This is a genomic window from Arthrobacter sp. PsM3 (assembly GCF_030433895.1).
Classification (GTDB): Bacteria; Actinomycetota; Actinomycetes; order Actinomycetales; family Micrococcaceae; genus Arthrobacter.
The window spans coordinates 1-16,705 of sequence record NZ_JARUXE010000001.1 but is presented as its reverse complement, the minus strand read 5'-3'; the positions used below and the strand labels follow the sequence as shown (position 1 = coordinate 16,705).

General features: G+C 68.2%; 13 protein-coding genes. 9 read left to right on the top strand and 4 right to left on the bottom strand.

Annotation, left to right across the window (positions count from 1 at the left end; genetic code table 11):
• The first annotated feature begins 17 nt into the window (after positions 1 to 17).
• From QCD75_RS00065 to QCD75_RS00050, 4 genes are all read left to right on the top strand, one after another.
• Complete coding sequence (locus tag QCD75_RS00065) at positions 18 to 785, top strand: SDR family NAD(P)-dependent oxidoreductase (RefSeq protein ID WP_301224427.1); 768 nt, start codon at positions 18 to 20, stop codon at positions 783 to 785.
• 12 nt (positions 786 to 797) lie between these two features.
• Positions 798 to 923: a hypothetical protein gene (locus QCD75_RS00060; protein WP_301224425.1), complete on the top strand. Its 126-nt coding sequence runs from the start codon at positions 798 to 800 to the stop codon at positions 921 to 923.
• A 67-nt stretch (positions 924 to 990) separates the two neighbouring features.
• Entirely contained in the window at positions 991 to 2,376 is a 1,386-nt protein-coding gene (locus tag QCD75_RS00055; RefSeq protein ID WP_301224423.1) for an MFS transporter, read from the top strand.
• A 12-nt stretch (positions 2,377 to 2,388) separates the two neighbouring features.
• Positions 2,389 to 3,243, top strand: a complete 855-nt coding sequence (locus QCD75_RS00050; protein ID WP_301224421.1) for a triose-phosphate isomerase family protein — start codon at positions 2,389 to 2,391, stop codon at positions 3,241 to 3,243.
• 170 nt (positions 3,244 to 3,413) lie between these two features.
• On the opposite strand, the gene QCD75_RS00045 is transcribed toward QCD75_RS00050, so the two are convergent.
• Positions 3,414 to 7,058, bottom strand: coding sequence for a TM0106 family RecB-like putative nuclease (locus QCD75_RS00045; RefSeq protein ID WP_301224419.1), 3,645 nt, complete (start codon positions 7,056 to 7,058; stop codon positions 3,414 to 3,416).
• 185 nt (positions 7,059 to 7,243) lie between these two features.
• Between QCD75_RS00045 and QCD75_RS00040 the strand changes: the two genes are divergently transcribed.
• From QCD75_RS00040 to QCD75_RS00020, 5 genes are all read left to right on the top strand, one after another.
• Positions 7,244 to 7,849 (top strand): SOUL family heme-binding protein, encoded by a 606-nt coding sequence (locus QCD75_RS00040; RefSeq protein ID WP_301224417.1) that lies wholly within the window; start codon positions 7,244 to 7,246, stop codon positions 7,847 to 7,849.
• A 137-nt stretch (positions 7,850 to 7,986) separates the two neighbouring features.
• On the top strand, positions 7,987 to 10,425 hold the full coding sequence (locus QCD75_RS00035) for a Tex family protein (RefSeq protein WP_301224748.1): 2,439 nt from the start codon (positions 7,987 to 7,989) through the stop codon (positions 10,423 to 10,425).
• A 159-nt stretch (positions 10,426 to 10,584) separates the two neighbouring features.
• Positions 10,585 to 11,979, top strand: a complete 1,395-nt coding sequence (locus QCD75_RS00030) for an OFA family MFS transporter (protein ID WP_301224415.1) — start codon at positions 10,585 to 10,587, stop codon at positions 11,977 to 11,979.
• Between the two features lies 1 nt (position 11,980).
• A complete protein-coding gene (locus QCD75_RS00025; RefSeq protein ID WP_264196830.1) occupies positions 11,981 to 12,109 on the top strand; it encodes an MFS transporter small subunit in 129 nt (42 codons plus the stop codon).
• Positions 12,110 to 12,168: 59 nt separating this feature from the next.
• Positions 12,169 to 14,007, top strand: coding sequence for a gamma-glutamyltransferase family protein (locus tag QCD75_RS00020; RefSeq protein WP_301224411.1), 1,839 nt, complete (start codon positions 12,169 to 12,171; stop codon positions 14,005 to 14,007).
• Between the two features lie 16 nt (positions 14,008 to 14,023).
• Here the strand turns inward: QCD75_RS00020 and QCD75_RS00015 are convergent, their stop codons facing one another.
• From QCD75_RS00015 to QCD75_RS00005, 3 genes are all read right to left on the bottom strand, one after another.
• Positions 14,024 to 14,272, bottom strand: coding sequence for a VOC family protein (locus QCD75_RS00015; RefSeq protein ID WP_301224409.1), 249 nt, complete (start codon positions 14,270 to 14,272; stop codon positions 14,024 to 14,026).
• A gap of 78 nt (positions 14,273 to 14,350) precedes the next feature.
• On the bottom strand, positions 14,351 to 15,376 hold the full coding sequence (locus tag QCD75_RS00010) for an alpha/beta hydrolase (RefSeq protein ID WP_301224407.1): 1,026 nt from the start codon (positions 15,374 to 15,376) through the stop codon (positions 14,351 to 14,353).
• 107 nt (positions 15,377 to 15,483) lie between these two features.
• The coding region (locus tag QCD75_RS00005; protein ID WP_301224405.1) for an HNH endonuclease signature motif containing protein at positions 15,484 to 16,705 on the bottom strand (1,222 nt) is incomplete at its 5' end.

Sequence of the window (16,705 nt, the reverse complement as noted above, 5' to 3'; positions counted from 1 at the left end):
CTTTCAGGAGCAGTTTCATGAGCAACTTCCCCGCAGAACGCACCGCGATCATCACCGGCGCCGTTTCCGAGCGCGGCATCGGCCGCGCGACGGCAAACTACCTGGCGGCACAGGGCTGGAACGTCGGCATCATCGACCTCGACGACGCCCGGTGCAAGGCCGCGGCCAAGGAACTGGCGGCCGAGCATGGCATCAAGGCGTTCGGCGCCGGCGCCAATGTGGGCGACGAAGCATCCGTCCGCGCAGCCATCGACGCAATCGAGGCCGAACTGCCGCAGATCGTGGCCCTGGCCAACGTCGCCGGCGTCAGCTCCCCGGTCCCGTACCTGGAACTGGACGCGGCCGAGTGGGACCGGGTCCTCGGCATCAACCTCAACGGCGTCCACTACGCCACCCGCCGGATCGCCGAGTCCATGGTCAAGAACCGGATCGGGCGCATCGTCAACATCTCCTCCGTCTCCGCCCAGCGCGGCGGCGGCACCTACTCCAAGACCCCGTACTCCGTGGCCAAGGCCGGCGTGATCGGGCTGACCCGTGCCACCGCCCGCGAACTCGGCGAATACGACATCACTGTCAACGCCATCTCTCCGGGCCCCATCGATACCGACATCATGGGCGGCACCCTGAGCCAGGAACGCAAGGATGACCTCACCAAAGACCTCGTCGTGAACCGGGTGGGCTCCACCCGGGACATCGCGGCCGCCATCGCCTTCCTCATCAGCGAGGACGCCGGCTACATCTCCGGCCAGACGCTGAATGTGGATGGCGGACTCTACATGCACTAAGGAAGAAGCGCCGTGGCACAACCGAATAAGACCGCAGCCTCCGGATTCGCGTCGTGGAGCAGGGGACGGAAGATCTACCTCGCCGTCGGGATCCTGGCCTGCCTGGCCGGGATCATGATCATCGCCTTGTCCCGCTAAAGAACACCCCTTTTGACCGCTCCACCCACCTGATTCACTCAACTAATCTGCTCGACGAGGAGTTTTGATGTCCGTTGTATCAACGTCCACCAGGGACCTTCTGGAGACCCCGGTCCTAAAATCGGCGATCTCCAAGGCGTCCCGCCGGCTTATGCCGATGCTGGTCATCCTGTACGTGGTGGCCTTCCTGGACCGCACCAACGTGGGCTTCGCCGAAGCCGCCCTCGGCGTGGACAAGGGCATCACTGCCGGCGCCTACGCCCTCGGTGCCGGGATCTTCTTCATCGGCTACGCCCTGTTCGAAATCCCGAGCAACCTGCTCCTGACGAAGTTCGGCGCCAAGATCTGGCTGGCCCGCATCGCCATCACCTGGGGAATCGTCTCCGCGTGCTTCGCGTTCGTCCAGGGCGAGACGTCGTTCATCATCCTGCGCTTCCTGCTGGGTGTCACCGAGGCCGGCCTGTTCCCGGGCGTCATCATGTTCCTCGCCGCGTGGTTCCCCAACAAGGTCCGCGTCAAGATGTTCGCCATCTTCTACCTGGCGCAGCCGTTCTCCCAGATGCTGGGCGCGCCGCTCTCCGGCTGGCTGATCAACATCGGCGACCAGGTCCCCGGTGTCCAGGGCTGGCAGGTCATGTTCTTCGTCGAGGGCATGCTGGCCGTCCTCGCCGGCGTTGCGGCGTTCTTCTTCCTGATCAACAGCCCGCAGGACGCCAAGTTCCTGAACAAGGAAGAGAAGAGCGCGCTTCTGGAGGTCATGGCGCTGGAGGACACCGTGAAGGAAGAATCCGGCCCGCGCGGCGTGCTCGCAGCCATGAAGAACGGCAAGGTCTGGTACTTCACCGTCATCTACTTCTGCCTCCAGATCGCCGTCTACGGTGTGACGTTCTACCTGCCGCAGCAGGTCGCCCAGCTGACCGGGCAGAAGGTCGGCTTCGCCGTCGGCCTGATGGCCGCGATCCCGTGGTTCTTCGGGATCTTCGCCTGCTACTTCATCGGCAAGGCCGCCAACACCGTGGTCCGCCGCCGCATCTGGGGCACCGGGCTCTTCATCTCCACCGGACTCTGCATCTTCGGCTCCGCATGGGCCGGCGCGAACCACATTCCGGCGCTGGGCATCATCTTCATCACCCTCGCGGTGTGCAGCTTCCTGTCCATCGGCCCCATCGCCTGGTCCTACCCGACGGCGTTCCTCACCGGAACAGCGGCCGCAGCGGGCATCGGCCTGATCAACTCCCTGGGCAACCTGGGCGGCTTTGTCGCCCCGATTCTGCGGACCTCGGTCAACCAGATGACGGCCTCCGACACCGGAACCATGGGCGTTTACGCGCTGGGTGTCCTGCCCTTCCTGGCCGCGGCGATGATGTTCGCCACCAAGCGGTTCAAGAACAAGGCAGACGAGCTGCTGGAGCAGCAGCCCTCCGTCCCGACCGTTGCACCCGGATCCAAGTAGAAAGCAACACCAATGCAGCAGCACCACCCCAGCCAGATGACCGGCGGCAGCATCCTGGTCGGTGTCAGCACCAAGATGTACCTGGGATATCAGGACAGCCTGGACTGGCTGGGGCTACTGCGCTGTGAAGTGGACACCCGCCCGGCCCTTGCGGCCGGGCGGGTTGTCCCGTTTGTCATTCCGTCTTTTCCCGTCCTGCCCGCCGCCGCCAAGCTGCTGGCCGGTTCGCCGCTGCTGCTCGGCGCCCAGAACTGCGGCTGGGCCGACGGCCCGTGGACCGGGGAGGTGGCCCCGTCCATGCTCGCGGAGCTCGGCGTCCGGCTGGTGGAAATCGGCCACGCCGAGCGCCGGCGCCACTTCGGCGAAAGCGACGCCATGATTGCGCGCAAGGTCCGGGCGGCGGCCGACGCCGGGCTCACACCGCTGCTGTGCGTCGGAGAGTTCGACCGCGGTGAGCCCGCTGCCGCTGCTGCATTCGTGCACGGGCAGATCCGCTCGGCCGTCGACGGCGACTGGGACCTTGCCGCGCGCCTCGTCATCGCGTACGAACCGGTCTGGGCCATCGGTGCCACGGAGCCCGCCGACGCAGGGTTCGTGTCCGACGTCGTCCGGCAGCTCCGGGAACAGCTAGCGGTCTCCGGGCTGGGGAACCTGCCCGTCATCTACGGCGGCTCGGCAAAGCCCGGGCTGCTGCCCGCCCTCGACGGCGTCTCCGGCCTCTTCCTGGGTCGCTTCGCCCACGACCCGGGGAACTTCGGGGCCGTCTTGGATGAAGCACTCCTGCTGGCTGAGGACATGGCTGTGGCGGCTATCCCCGGGACGGCCGCGGCAGTTTCGGTTCCCGCCAGCGCCGCCCGCCGCAACTAGAAGAACCCGCTGCACGCGCCGTCACCACTGGACATGTCCCGTCGTGGCGGCCACCGGTGGACATAATGCCATTGTGTCCAGTGGCGGGGCCCAAGAATGGGCGTGTCCCCGGCTGGGGCGGTCCAAGAATGGGCATGTCCCGCGTGTGCGGGCCCGGAGATGGGCATGTCCTACTGGCTGGCCGCCACGGAGCGTTGGCACAGCCCGATGAACCCGCCCAGTTGCTCCAGGCCCTCGGGGTGCGCGGGGAGGTAGTTGGTCAGCTCGGGTGCCCGGACCACGACGGCGCGCCACTGTCCGCGGGAGACCGCCACGTTGATCCGGTTGCGGGAGAGCAGGAATTCCATGCCGCGCGGCGCCTCGGCCACCGCCGAACAGGCCATGGACACGATCACCACGGCGGCTTCCTGGCCCTGGAACTTGTCCACGGTTCCCACCCGGACGCCGCGGAAGCCTGCGGCATCCAACGCGTCGCGGATGACGTTGACCTGGGCGTTGTAGGCCGCGACCACCAGGATGTCGGCGGTGTCGAGCGGCCGGGTGCCCTGCTCCGAGTGCCAGTTCAGGCACAAGTGGCGCCGCACCTGGCGGACGACCTCGGCGGCTTCCTCGGCCGACGACGTGATGTTGCCGCTGTGCTCCACCATGACTGTCTCGATTCCGGCCGGAACTCCCTCGAGCCGCCGGAGGTCCGCGGCCGGCGCTGAGCGCAGCTTGCCCTCGTAGGAGAGCTCCGAGACCGCCCGGCACAGCTCGGAGGTCATCCGCCACGAGTCGGCCAGGAAATAGCCGAGTTCCGGCGGAAGGGTGGCATGTCCGGCGGAAACCCAGCCCAGGGCTGACTCATCCACGGGTTCGGGGTGCGAGCCCTGGCTGACCTGCGGCAGCTGCTGGGGATCGCCGAGCAGCAGCAACCGGCTGCTGGCCTGCGCCACGGCGAGGGTGTTGGCCAGGGAGAATTGACCGGCTTCGTCGATCACCAGCAGATCCAGCGAGTCGGCCGGGACGTTGGCCCCCGTCATGGTCCACGCCGTCCCGCCGACCAGCGCCCCTCCCGGCGAACTGAGCAGGCGCGCCACATCCTTCGCCGAGCGCTGCTGCCAGGGGAGGGGCTCCGCGTGTTTCACATCCTTAGCCACCAGTGCCGGATCGACCCCGGCCTTGGTCACTGCCGTCTTCAGCAGGTTCTCTACCACCGCATGGGACTGGCCGACGACGCCGACCTTCCACCCGCGGGCCACCAGCCGGGCGATGACATGGGATCCCACATGGGTCTTGCCGGTCCCGGGCGGACCCTGGACTGCCACATAGGAGCGGTCCAGGGCTCCGACGGCCTCCGTGATCGCGTCAATGAACCGGTCCGGCCCGTCGCCGGGCGCGGGCAATTGCGCCCCGGAGCTCAACCGCGGCGGAACACGGCGGACGAGATCCAGGGCCGGATGGCGCGGGAAGGCCGCCGGTCCGGACCGCAATGCCGCGGCCACGTCGGACGCGAGGGCCGCCAGTGCGTCCTCAAGGCTCTTGGTCTGGATGGGTTGGTCTTCGGTCAGGGCGGCGGGGACCTGACTGTAGGGTTCGATGGTCTTGCGGAGCTTGTCCCGGATGATGACGGTGTCCTTGCCGTCCTCGTGGCCCAGCTCCAGAACCTCGGTCCCGAACCAGCCGTTGCGTCCGGTCCCGTTGATACCCGTGCCCTCCAGCCCGGCCGGAAGCGGCGGCTCATACATGCGGAACCAGGTGCTGCCCTCGCGGAGATCGGAGCCCGGGCTGACTGTGCCGATCAGCTTCACCTTCCGCTCCGGAAGCTTCGCCCCGTCCTTCCACCAGTCCTCGAGCACCTCCGCGTCCTCGACGAGGAAAACGTTGCGGTCCTGCTGGTGATGCGTGTCGGGGCCGTTCTCACACCGGTCGAAGTGCGCCCACCAGAACGCCTTCCGCTCCCGGCGGTGATAGCTGACCGCCGCCGCCAACATGGAAACGGCCTTCCGGTCGTCCTCCGCCAGCCCGACGGCGGCATCCGCCAGCCCGGCCAGCGCCACTTCCAGCGGGTCCAGGTCAGCGGCATCCGTCGCGTCATCCAGCGTGGTGTCCGCGAGCCCGCCGCCGGCATTGGACAGGCCGCCAGCCGTGGCCGTGGAACCTATGCCGTCCCCGGCTGGCCTGATCCCGCGCTCCCGCGCCAGCCCGAGCAGCCAGTTCCGGAGCTCCAGCGTGGAGAGGCAGTCGTATTCGTTGTAGTCGGAGATCCCGGCGAGAATGCTGGAGGCTTCCTCAACCCGGCCGTCGTCGCGCGCATCGCAGTAGTGGGCGTAGGCCACCACCGAGGCGCCGGCGTCCTTCACATCCCCGGAGCGAAGATTCGTCCCCATGTAGAGCGGTTCGAGCTTCTTGATGCTGTAGGAATTCTCGGAGATCCGGATGCTGTTCCGGACCGTCTGGTAGAGATCCACCAGCAGCCCCTCGCGCAGCCATTCGTCGACGATGTCCTCGCCGGCAACGTGCAAGACGGAGAGTTTCCGGAGCGCTGTCTTCTCGTAGGCCGCGTAGTGGTAGACGTGCATGTCCGGATAGTCCTGCCGGCGTTTCTGCACGTAGTCGAGGAAATCGAGGAAGGCCTGCTTCTCCGCTTCCCGGCTGTGTGCCCAGAACGGCCGGAACACTCCGGGGACGCCGGGGCCCGTCGGCGCTTCGATGACGCCGAACAGGTATTCCAGGCCCCAGACTCCGGTGGCGCTTTCCTGCCACAGGGGATCGCCCTCGAAGTCGAAGAAGATGTCGCCCTGGCTGGGTGGCGGCAGTTCAGCCAGCGTGTTTTCCGGAATCAAACCAAAGCGAATGGTGTGCTCTTCGCCGTCCTTGGCGTACCGCACCTCCCCATCCGCGGCACCGACCCCGCTCTGCATCCGTGCCTGGTCCTGGAGCCGCAGCAGTGCGCCGTTCGCGCCGGGGAGCCGGGCCTCCGCGAGCTCCTTGACCGTGAAGATGTTCTGTCCGTGGAGTGCCTTGCGCTGCGCCGAGTTCATCCGCGCCACGAGGAGCAAGTCGTCGGTGGCTACCACCTGCTCCTGGCAGTAATCGCAGCGGCCACAGGCGCTGAGTCCTGGCGCACCCCACTGCACGGTGCCGGGCTGCGCCAGCTGCGAGGAGGTCAGGGCCAGGAACCGGTCCCGGCGCTCGCGGAAGACCGGCAGGATCTCGGAAAGTTTGTGGTGGCTGCGGACGTAGTCGAAGCCGCCACCCGGGAGCGGGACGGTGGCGCCGAGGACCAGGGTCACCAAAGGGGCCGGTGTTATCCCGGCCTTGAGCAACTGATCGCCGTAGGCGGCAAGCTGGAGCAGCGCGGTGACCTTCGCGTGGCGGGCCAGTTTGGTGTCGAACACCGCGTAGCTGCCGTCGGCCTGCCGGACCAGGAAGTCGGAGCGGCCGTGGAACTGGCCGTCGAAGAAAGCGGCCTGGAACACGACATCGGCGCCGGAGCGCAGGGCGTCCAGGGATTCCCGGTGCTTGGCCAGCAGGGTGGCGCGGTCCATGGTTTGTGCCGGCACGACGTCATACACGCCGCCCTCGGACACCGGATCCCAGTGCCCGAACTCCTCCACGAAGCCGTCGAGGACCTTGTGCTCGTGGCGGTCGCCCAGCACGGCTGCATGCTTGAGCATCTCATCGTCGTCGAAGGACGCCTTGGGCGAGCGGCCGAGCTTCTCGTCGAGCTTGCGCAGCAGCTGGTACTCGCAGCTCGCGGCCGTGACGAGGTCGCTCGCGGAGAACACCAGGTCCTGCGCGGTCCCCGCTACTTCCGGTTCAAGAAAAAACACTGTGCCCCCGATATTGATGCGCTGCGCATGAAGCCGCCTGCCGCCAAAGACCCGCCGGCAGCGCGGCCTGGCTCCCTGCTCTTCAAACTATCAAAGCCCTCTGACAAGCAAGCGGGAACCGGAACCCGGAACCGGGCAGGATACCGCTGGTTCCCGTCGCAGGATCGGCGTAGGGTCTGAGGACTATGACCGAACAGCAACCCTATGAGCTGGTCCAGCGCTTCGCGCACTTCGAGCTGCGCCGCTATCCCGCGTACGTGGTGGCCGAAACACAGGTCAACGCGACGTTTGACCGGGCCGGGAATGCTGCCTTCCGGCACCTGTTCAACTACATCAGCGGCAACAACAACGCCCGCCAGAAGCTGGCGATGACGGCACCGGTAATCCAGGAGCTCGGTCCTTCGCAGAAGCTGGCGATGACCGCCCCGGTGCTTCAGAGCGGTCCGCTGCCGGGAGGCGAAGGGACCGCTGATTTTGTGGTCGCCTTTGTGCTCCCCGCAGGGTTGACAGCGGAGACGGCCCCGGTACCGGCTGACCCCCAGGTCAAGATCCGGACCATCCCCGGGTCCCTGGCGGCTGTTCTGCAGTTCTCCGGCAGTAGCTCGGAAGCTGCCTTCGAACGGCGCAACAAGGGCCTCCAGGCGGCACTGGTGCTCGCCGGGCTAAAGTCCGTGGGGCCGCCCCGATTCGCCCGTTTTGATCCGCCGTTCAAACCGTGGTTTCTGCGCCGCAACGAGGTTGTCCAGGACGTCCAGGAGACCACTCCACCCTCGGGTGAGCCAGGCCCCTGAGCCCGGTAAGGCAAAATGGCAGGGTGACCCAAATCCCGCAGCGCCCCGCCAGTTCAGCCTCCGCACCGCCGCCCCGGACTCCGTCCGCCACAGCCCAGGCCCCACAGACCCAGGCCCCGCAGACCCGGGAGTCCGGCATCGCCGCGCAGATCGCCGCCGAACTCGGCGTCCAGGCCTGGCAGGTGAAAGCGGCCGTGGACCTGCTCGACGCCGGGTCCACAGTGCCGTTCATCGCCCGGTACCGCAAGGAAGCCACCGGGACGCTCGATGACACCCAGCTCCGGGAGCTGGAGGAGCGGCTGCGCTACCTGCGCGAGCTCGAGGACCGCCGCCGGACCATCCTCGAGGCGATCGCCTCCCAGGGTGCCCTGACCCCGGAACTGCAGGCCGCCGTCGTCGGCGCCGACACAAAATCGCGGCTGGAGGACATCTACCTGCCGTTCAAAACCAAGCGGCGGACCAAGGCGCAGATCGCCCGCGAGGCCGGGCTGGAACCGCTCGCCGACGCCCTGCTCAAGCGGCCCGAGCTGGATCCGGAACGCGAAGCCGCCCGGTACCTCAACGCCGAGCACTCCATTGACGACGCCGCCGCTGCGCTCGCCGGCGCCCGCTCCATTCTGGTGGAACGCGTCGCCCAGGACGCCGACCTGGCCGCCACACTGCGGGAGCGGCTCTGGACTCAGGGCCGGATGGTGTCCCGGGTGAAGAAGGGCAAGGACGCCGAGGGGCAGAAATTCAAGGACTATTTCGAGTTCTCCCAGCAGCCGTCGGCGATGCCCTCGCACCGCGTCCTGGCGCTGCTGCGCGGCGAAAAGGACGGGGTGCTGGAGCTGGACCTCGCCGAGGCTGAACCGACCGACGACGCCGCCCTCACCGCCGCGCGCGGCCGCTACGAAGCCGCTGTGGCCCGGTTCCTTGGGGTTGCCGACCGCGGCCGGCCCGCCGACGCCTGGCTGCTGCAGACCGCCCAGCTCGCCTGGCGCTCCCGGGTGCTCGCCCGGCTCACGGCTGACCTGCGAAGCCGGATGTTCGCCGCCGCCGAGGACGAGGCCGTGCGGGTCTTCGCTGCCAACCTGCGCGACGTGCTGCTGGCAGCGCCGGCCGGGAACCGGGCCACCCTGGGCCTGGACCCCGGGCTGCGCACCGGGGTGAAGGTCGCCGTCGTGGACGGCACCGGCAAGGTCGTGGCCACCGACACGATCTACCCGCACGCTCCGGCCCGGAAATGGGACGAGGCGCTGCGGACGCTCGTGAGCCTGGCCCGGAAGCACGCCGTCGAACTCGTGGCCATCGGCAACGGCACCGCCTCGCGGGAGACGGACAAGCTCGCCGCTGAGCTGCTCAAGCAGCTCGCTGGCGCGGACCCGGCGGGCCAGAACGCCAAACCGCAGAAGATCGTGGTGTCGGAGGCCGGCGCCTCGGTGTATTCGGCCTCGGCGCTGGCCGCCGCGGAGCTGCCCGGCATGGACGTGTCCCTGCGTGGGGCCGTGTCCATTGCGCGGCGGCTGCAGGACCCGCTCGCGGAGCTGGTCAAGATTGAGCCGAAGTCGATCGGCGTCGGGCAGTACCAGCACGACGTCACCGCCGCCAAGCTGGACCGCAGCCTGGATGCCGTCGTCGAGGACTGCGTGAACGCTGTCGGCGTGGACGTCAACACCGCCTCCCCGGCGCTGCTGAGCCGCGTTGCCGGCGTCGGGCCGCTGCTGAGCGAGAACATCGTCGCCTACCGGAACGAGCACGGCCCGTTCCACAAACGCAGCGAGCTGAAGAAGGTGCCGCGGCTCGGCGCCAAGGCATTCGAACAGTGCGCCGGCTTCCTGCGGATCACCGGGGGAGCGGAGCCGCTGGATGCCTCCAGCGTGCACCCGGAGGCGTACCCGGTGGCGCGGAAAATCAAAGCCGCCGCCGGGGGAAAGGGGCCGGCAGCGGGAAGCTACGCCACCTTGAACCCGCAGGACTTCGTCGACGGCTCCTTTGGCCTGCCCACTGTGCAGGACATCATCGCTGAGCTGGAGAAGCCCGGCCGGGACCCGCGTCCGGCCTTTGCGGCGGCGACGTTCTCGGAGGGCATCGAGAAGATCTCGGACCTCAGGCCCGGGATGGTCCTGGAAGGGACTGTCACCAACGTCGCGGCGTTCGGCGCGTTTGTCGACGTCGGGGTGCACCAGGATGGCCTGGTCCACGTCTCCGCGCTGGCCAACCGCTTCGTGTCCGATCCGCGTGAAGTGGTCAAATCCGGCCAGGTGGTGCGGGTCAAGGTGCTTGAGGCCGATCCGGAACGGAAGCGGATCTCGCTGACGCTGCGGCTCGACGACGAACCGGCGGCCGCCGGGGGACGGGCGGCCCCCAGCGGGCGCGTCGATTCGCGGCCGGACCGTCCGCGGCCAGCGGGTCAGCAGGCGGCTCAGCAGGCGGCCCCGTCATCAGCCCGACGGGCGCCGGCGCAGCAACCGTCCGGGGAACCCGCCCCCGAGCGGCGGGCTCCGGCCAGGGAGTCGCAGAAGTCCACCCCGGTCCCGCCGCCAGCCAACACCGCGATGGCGGAGGCCCTGCGGAAAGCCGGACTTGGAAAGTAGCCCGACCGCTCACCGCGGAATTCCTACCACTCGGCGCACGACTAGTACGTTTGCTGATGATTTGCACCATGATTGCCGGAGGCAACGGCCCGCATTTGGGGGCCATTCGCCTCTGTGCCGCCGGGACACCGACGTCTTCGACAAGCAAGGGGAGCAACAATGGGCTGGCTGGACCGCGAACGAACGATCGCCCCACCGGGATTCAACCGGTGGCTGGTGCCGCCCGCAGCGCTCGCGGTGCACCTGTGCATCGGCCAGGCGTACGCGACGAGTGTCTACAAGACGGCGCTGGTGAAGCACTTCGGCGCCAGCCTGACCGAGATCGGCGTGATCTTCTCGATCGCCATCGTGATGCTGGGCCTCTCGGCCGCCATTATGGGCACGTGGGTGGACAAGAACGGTCCGCGCAAGGCGATGTTCACCTCGGCGGTGTTCTGGGCCAGCGGTTTCCTGATCGGGTCGCTCGGCATCTTCAGCAGCCAGCTCTGGCTCGTTTACTTGGGCTACGGCTTCATCGGCGGCATCGGCCTGGGCATCGGCTACATCTCTCCCGTCTCCACCCTGATCAAGTGGTTCCCCGACCGCCCGGGCCTCGCTACCGGCATGGCCATCATGGGCTTCGGCGGCGGTGCCCTGATCGCCAGCCCGGTCTCCACCGCGCTGCTGAAAATGTATGACCCCAATTCCGGGGCCAAGGGCTGGATCGCCAGCGGCGACTCCGTCGGCAAGCTTTTCCTGACCCTCGCCGTCTTGTACCTCGCTTACATGATGTTCGGCGCGTTCACCATCAAGGTCCCGGCCGAGGGCTGGAAGCCGGCCGGCTTCGACCCCTCCAAGGTCAAGGCCGCCACGCTCGTCACCACGGACAACGTCTCCGCCAAGAACGCCGTGAAGACCAGGCAGTTCTGGCTTGTCTGGATCGCCCTGTTCTGCAACGTCACCGCCGGCATCGGCATCCTCGAACAGGCGGCGCCGATGATCCAGGACTTCTTCCGCCAGTCCGACGGCGTGTCCCTGGTCAGCGCCGCCGTCGCCGCCGGCTTCGTCGGGCTGCTCTCGATCGGCAACATGTCCGGCCGCTTCGCCTGGTCCGCCACCTCGGACGTCACCGGCCGCAAGCGCATCTACATGATGTACCTCGGCGTCGGTGCCGTGCTCTACGCCGTGCTGGCACTGGCCGGCTCCACCAGCACGTTCCTCTACGTGGCGCTCGCGTTCATCATCATCTCCTTCTACGGCGGCGGCTTCTCGACCGCCCCCGCCTACCTGCGCGACCTCTTCGGCACCTTCCAGGTCGGGGCGATCCATGGCCGGCTCCTTACGGCCTGGTCCGCTGCCGGCATCGCCGGGCCGCTGATCGTCAACGCATTCCTGGATGCCCAGGGCAAGCCCGGCCAGCTAACCGCTGCGTCCTACCAGCCGGCCCTGCTGACCATGGTGGGGCTGCTGGTGATCGGCTTTGTCGCCAACCTGCTGGTCAACCCTGTCGATGCCCGGTTCCACGAACCCCGCCCGGGCCGCGCCCGGTCCGACGAACCCGCCTTGGAGGCCTGAAATGAGCACTGCACAGACATCGGTCAATCCGTCGACCGGGAAACTGGTAATCGCCTGGGCGCTCGTCGGGGTTCCGCTGGGATACGGCGTATACGAAACCCTCACCCGGGTGGCGGCCCTGTTTGGCTGAGCCAATGACGGCTGGCGGTTCCTTGGGTTCCCCGGGGGGGTTCCGCGCAGACCGGTCCGGTGGCGTTCACCCGTCCGGAGGTGTTCACCACCCGCCCCACGCTGCAGGGCACCTTCGGGATGAGCGCCTCCACGCATTGGCTCGCGACGGCGGCTGCCCAGGCGGTGCTGGAACGCGGCGGTAACGCGTTCGACGCCGCAACGGCCGGAGCCTTCGTACTGCATGTAGTGGAGCCGCACCTGAACGGTCCGGGCGGGGACATGACCGGAGTCTTCGCCACCGCGGAGGAACCCGGCAAACCCGTCGTGCTGATGGGCCAGGGCCCGGCCCCGGCCGGAGCCACCCCGGTGCACTATCTCGCCGAAGGCCTGGAACTGGTGCCGGGCTCGGGTGCCCTGGCCGCCGCGGTGCCCGCCGCCGTCGACGCCTGGCTCCTGCTGTTGCGCGACCACGGGACGTGGGAACTGGGCGAGGTGCTGGAACTCGCGATCAACTATGCCGGGGACGGGCACCCGATGCTGGGCAGGGTCGGCACGACAATCGCCGCCGTAGCGGAACTGTTCCAGACGCACTGGCCCGCCTCGGCCGACCTCTGGATGCCAGGAGGCCGGATTCCGGCCGAAGGGGAGCTTGTCCGGAACCCTGCGTATGCCCGGACGCTGCAACGCCTGGTCGACGCCGGGGCAGCCGGTTCGGTTGAGCAGGCGGGGAACGACACCCGCGAGGCCCGGATCGATGCCGCTCGCCGGGAATGGCGCGAGGGCTTCGTGGCCAAGGCGATGGTGGAATCCGTCCAGACCCCGCACCGGCATTCCTCCGGCAAGGACCACCGCGGGGTCCTGGCACTGGAGGACCTCGCGGGATTCCAAGCCGGGTACGAGCCGGCAGCCACGGTGGAGTTCCGTGGACACACGATCGCTAAGACGGGGCCGTGGGGGCAGGGCCCGGCGCTGCTTCAGACGCTCGCCATTCTCGAGGGGTTCGATGACCGGTACCTCGACCCGTCCACCGAGCTCGGGGCGCACACCATCCTGGAAGCCCAGAAGCTGGCACTCGCCGACCGGGAAGCCTACTACGGCGACACCGACGTGCCGCTGGAGTATCTGCTGTCCGCCGAATACTGCGCCGGACGCCGCGCGCTGATCGGGGAGCGGGCCTCGCATGAGTTCCGGCCCGGCACAGTGCCCGGCCGTGAGCCGTACTTGCCGCCGCTGCGCACCCACAACACGCCGCCAGTTCCTTCGGGGGCGGGAGCGGCAGCCGGCGGCCTCGGGGTGGGGGAGCCCACCGTGGCGCCGGGCGGGGAAACCCGCGGCGACACCTGCCATATCGACGTCGTGGACCGCTGGGGCAACATGGTCTCTGCCACGCCGTCGGGCGGCTGGCTGCAGTCCTCGCCCGCCATCCCGGAACTGGGCTTTTGTCTCGGCACCCGGCTCCAGATGACCTGGCTCGAACCGGGTACACCGTCCACCCTGACCCCGGGGAAGCGGCCCCGCACCACGCTGACACCCACCCTTGTGCTGCGGGACGGCAAGGCCGTGACCGCGCTGGGTTCGCCGGGCGGTGACCAACAGGATCAATGGCAGCTGCCGTACCTGCTGCGCACGATCGTCGGCGGCTACACGCCGCAGCAGGCCGTGGACGCACCCACGTTCCATACGACGTCGATGCCCGGTTCGTTCTGGCCGCGAACCTGGGAACCCGGCGGCGCCGTCGTCGAGGACCGGCTGGGCGAGGACGTCATCGCGGGGCTGGAACGCCGCGGTCACGTCGTCACCAGGGTAGGCGGCTGGACGCTGGGACGCTTGTCTGCGGTGGTGCGGGATCCTGCGACCGGAGTCCTGCAGGCGGCGGCAAATCCCCGCGGTGCGCAGGGATATGCCGCGGGACGTTAGCGGGCGGCGTTGCCATTCAGCCGACGAATTCGTTGAGCGAAGTCAGGTTGCCTTCGGTGGGATAGGGCGGTGGGATGCGCTCCGGCATTTCGCTCAGGGCAATGCTTGAGCCTTGGGCCGCGCCGAACACCATGGGGTGGTCCGTCGGGCCGGTGAGCAGATCGAGGCCGAGGACGTCTCGGTAGAACCTTCGGGCGCGGTCGCCGTCCTGGGCAGGCGGGATGGGATTGACGCAGAAGCGGCTGAGCAAGCCAAGGCTCCTCATTCGCAGAGCCATTTTGGATGCCTCCATCGTGGCAGAATCCGGGTGTCCCTGGCGGTGTCCTTGGGCGGCGCCTGCCTGTCAGCCGGCGCTGCGGACGCCGTCCATGAAGCGGACTGATTCCGCAGCGATCTGCTGCTGGGCCTGGTCGCGGGGGACGCCCGGTTGGCCGTCCCCGGGTTGCTCACCATAGTCTCCGAAGAACGCGTGCACCCCGCCCTGCACAGTTGCGAAGGTGGCGGTTGGAGGGAGCAGCAACTTCGACGCAGCGATCTTGTCAGGGGTGGTGAGGCCATCGTTCGAGCCTGAGATGGACAGCACCGAGAGATTTTCGCTGTCCTCCAGGCTATCCGCGGGGTACGAGCCAAAGAGCAGAAGCCCGGAGACATCGGGGTTAGATTTCGCGAAGGAGGAGGCGCTCACTCCTCCCAGCGAGTGGCCACCGACCGCCCACGCCGTGATCCCGGGGTGGCGGTCCATGGCTCCGCGTGCCTGGCCAGTGTCCAGCAGCGAGATGCCCAGCGGTGGTTTCACGATGACGACCAGATGGCCCGCGTCCACGAGCGGGCCAAGGATGTCCCGATAGGCGTGCGCGTCTACCCGCGCCCCGGGGTAGAAGACGAGTCCCGACGTGGCCTTCCCCTCCGGGGCGAGAGTGATCGAGGTGGCGTCCTCAGCGGAGGTCCCGGTCGTCTGGCCATCGGCGCCGCCGGGCTGGTAGGGGAACGGATTGAGCCATGCCAGACCCGCGACGAGACCGAGGACAACAATCCTGCCCGCAAGGCCGCGGACCAGTTGCCAGCGCGTCACCCTGCGCTGTGGCCTCCGGCTATTGTTCGAACTCCGGTGGAGGTTGGGGCTCCAGCGCCTGAGCAGGGTCGAGTGTTTGATAAGGATGAACATCCAGACAAGGCCCATTGCGACGGCGGCCAACAACAGGGCCGGCAGCGCCGGGTGGCCGCCAAGGACGGCGCTGTTGCCAAACAACATCCAGAGCGGGACCACGATCAGTCCTGCCGCAGTGAGGGCGCCGCTCCACCTCAGGACTGCCGGTCCAAGCCTTGCGGGTTCATGGCTGCCCTGGTCCTCCAGTATCGCGTTTCTCACAGCTCGATGGTATCTCCATCATCGAGATAACTGGATGCTGCACCGTGCAGGACGGCACTTGTGTTCATGTGGCGCGGGGCTTGCCGTCGTTGTTCAGGGGTCCAGTGTCAGACGGGGGTGTCGGGGTCTGTGGGCCGGAAGTAGTGGTTGCGTCGGGGTTTTTGGCGTGGGTCCAGGTGGGGTGGCGGGATGAACCAGGGGATGCCGTGGCGGATTTGGATGCTCCATTGTTCTTTGTGGATGACGTGGTGGTGGTGGGAGCACAGGAGTGCTCCGTTGTCTGTGCCGGTTGTTCCGCCGCGGGACCAGTAGGTGATGTGGTGGGCTTCGCACCAGGGTGCGGGGATGGTGCAGCCGGGGAACGTGCAGCCCTGGTCGCGGGCGGTGAGGGCTTTGCGGATGTGGGGCGGGAAGACCCGTGAGGCGCGGCCGATGTCCAGGACCCGGCCTTCGCTGCCGAGCAGGACCGGGATGATGTCCGCGTCGCAGGCGATCTTCCGGACGGTGGAGGCGGTGACGGGGCCGGTGAAGAGCAGGTTGCCGGTGTGTTCCGTCGTGTCTCCCGGGTGGAAGGGGCCGCCGGTGTTCTGCGGGTCTCCGTCGGCGTGTCCGAGCCGGGCGAGCAGGTCCCGGTAGTCGATGGTGACCCTGACCTGGGGGCGGAGTCCTCCCGCGGCGGGCAGGGTGCCGGCGGCGAGGGCGGCTTTGCAGGCACTGACGAGCCCGTCGAGGAGTTTCTGCGGGCGTGAGCGCAGGTCAAGGGGGACCTCCGCGCGGTCCGGGCCGCCCTCGGCCCACGGGACAGGGCCGCCGGCGACGCCCCCGGCGCAGATCCCGGCGGCCGGGACTCCGGTGGCAAGGGTGGTGCCCGCCGGTGCGGCGTCGGTTCCGGGTTCCGGGGCTGGTGTGCGGGGGTTGGTGGCGGTGTTCATGACGGTGAGGAGGTGTTCGAATTGTTCGGCCGTTCCGAAGATCTCCAGGTGCTGGAGTCCGTGGCGGGGTTTACGGAGGAAAGCGCCCTGGAGTTGGCGCAGGAGCTCTTCGGAGGGCTCGGCGCCGTCCTGGTCCAGCGCATCGGTCCAGCTCCGGGCCACGCGGGTCAGGAAGTCCGTGTCGTTTTCCGCGGCGGTGCGGGTCAGGGCGTGTTCCATCCGGGCGGCGGCGCCGGCGTCGCAGACGTGCCGGACACGGTCCAGTGCCAGGGTGATGATGGTCGCGGGCCGGGATGCGATCTCCCCGGAGGCCACGGCGGCCCCGAGTTCCCCGTGCACGGAAGGCAACGGCCCGCCGGTGAATCCCTGGCGCGGCAGCAGGGATTCGGCCAGGGAC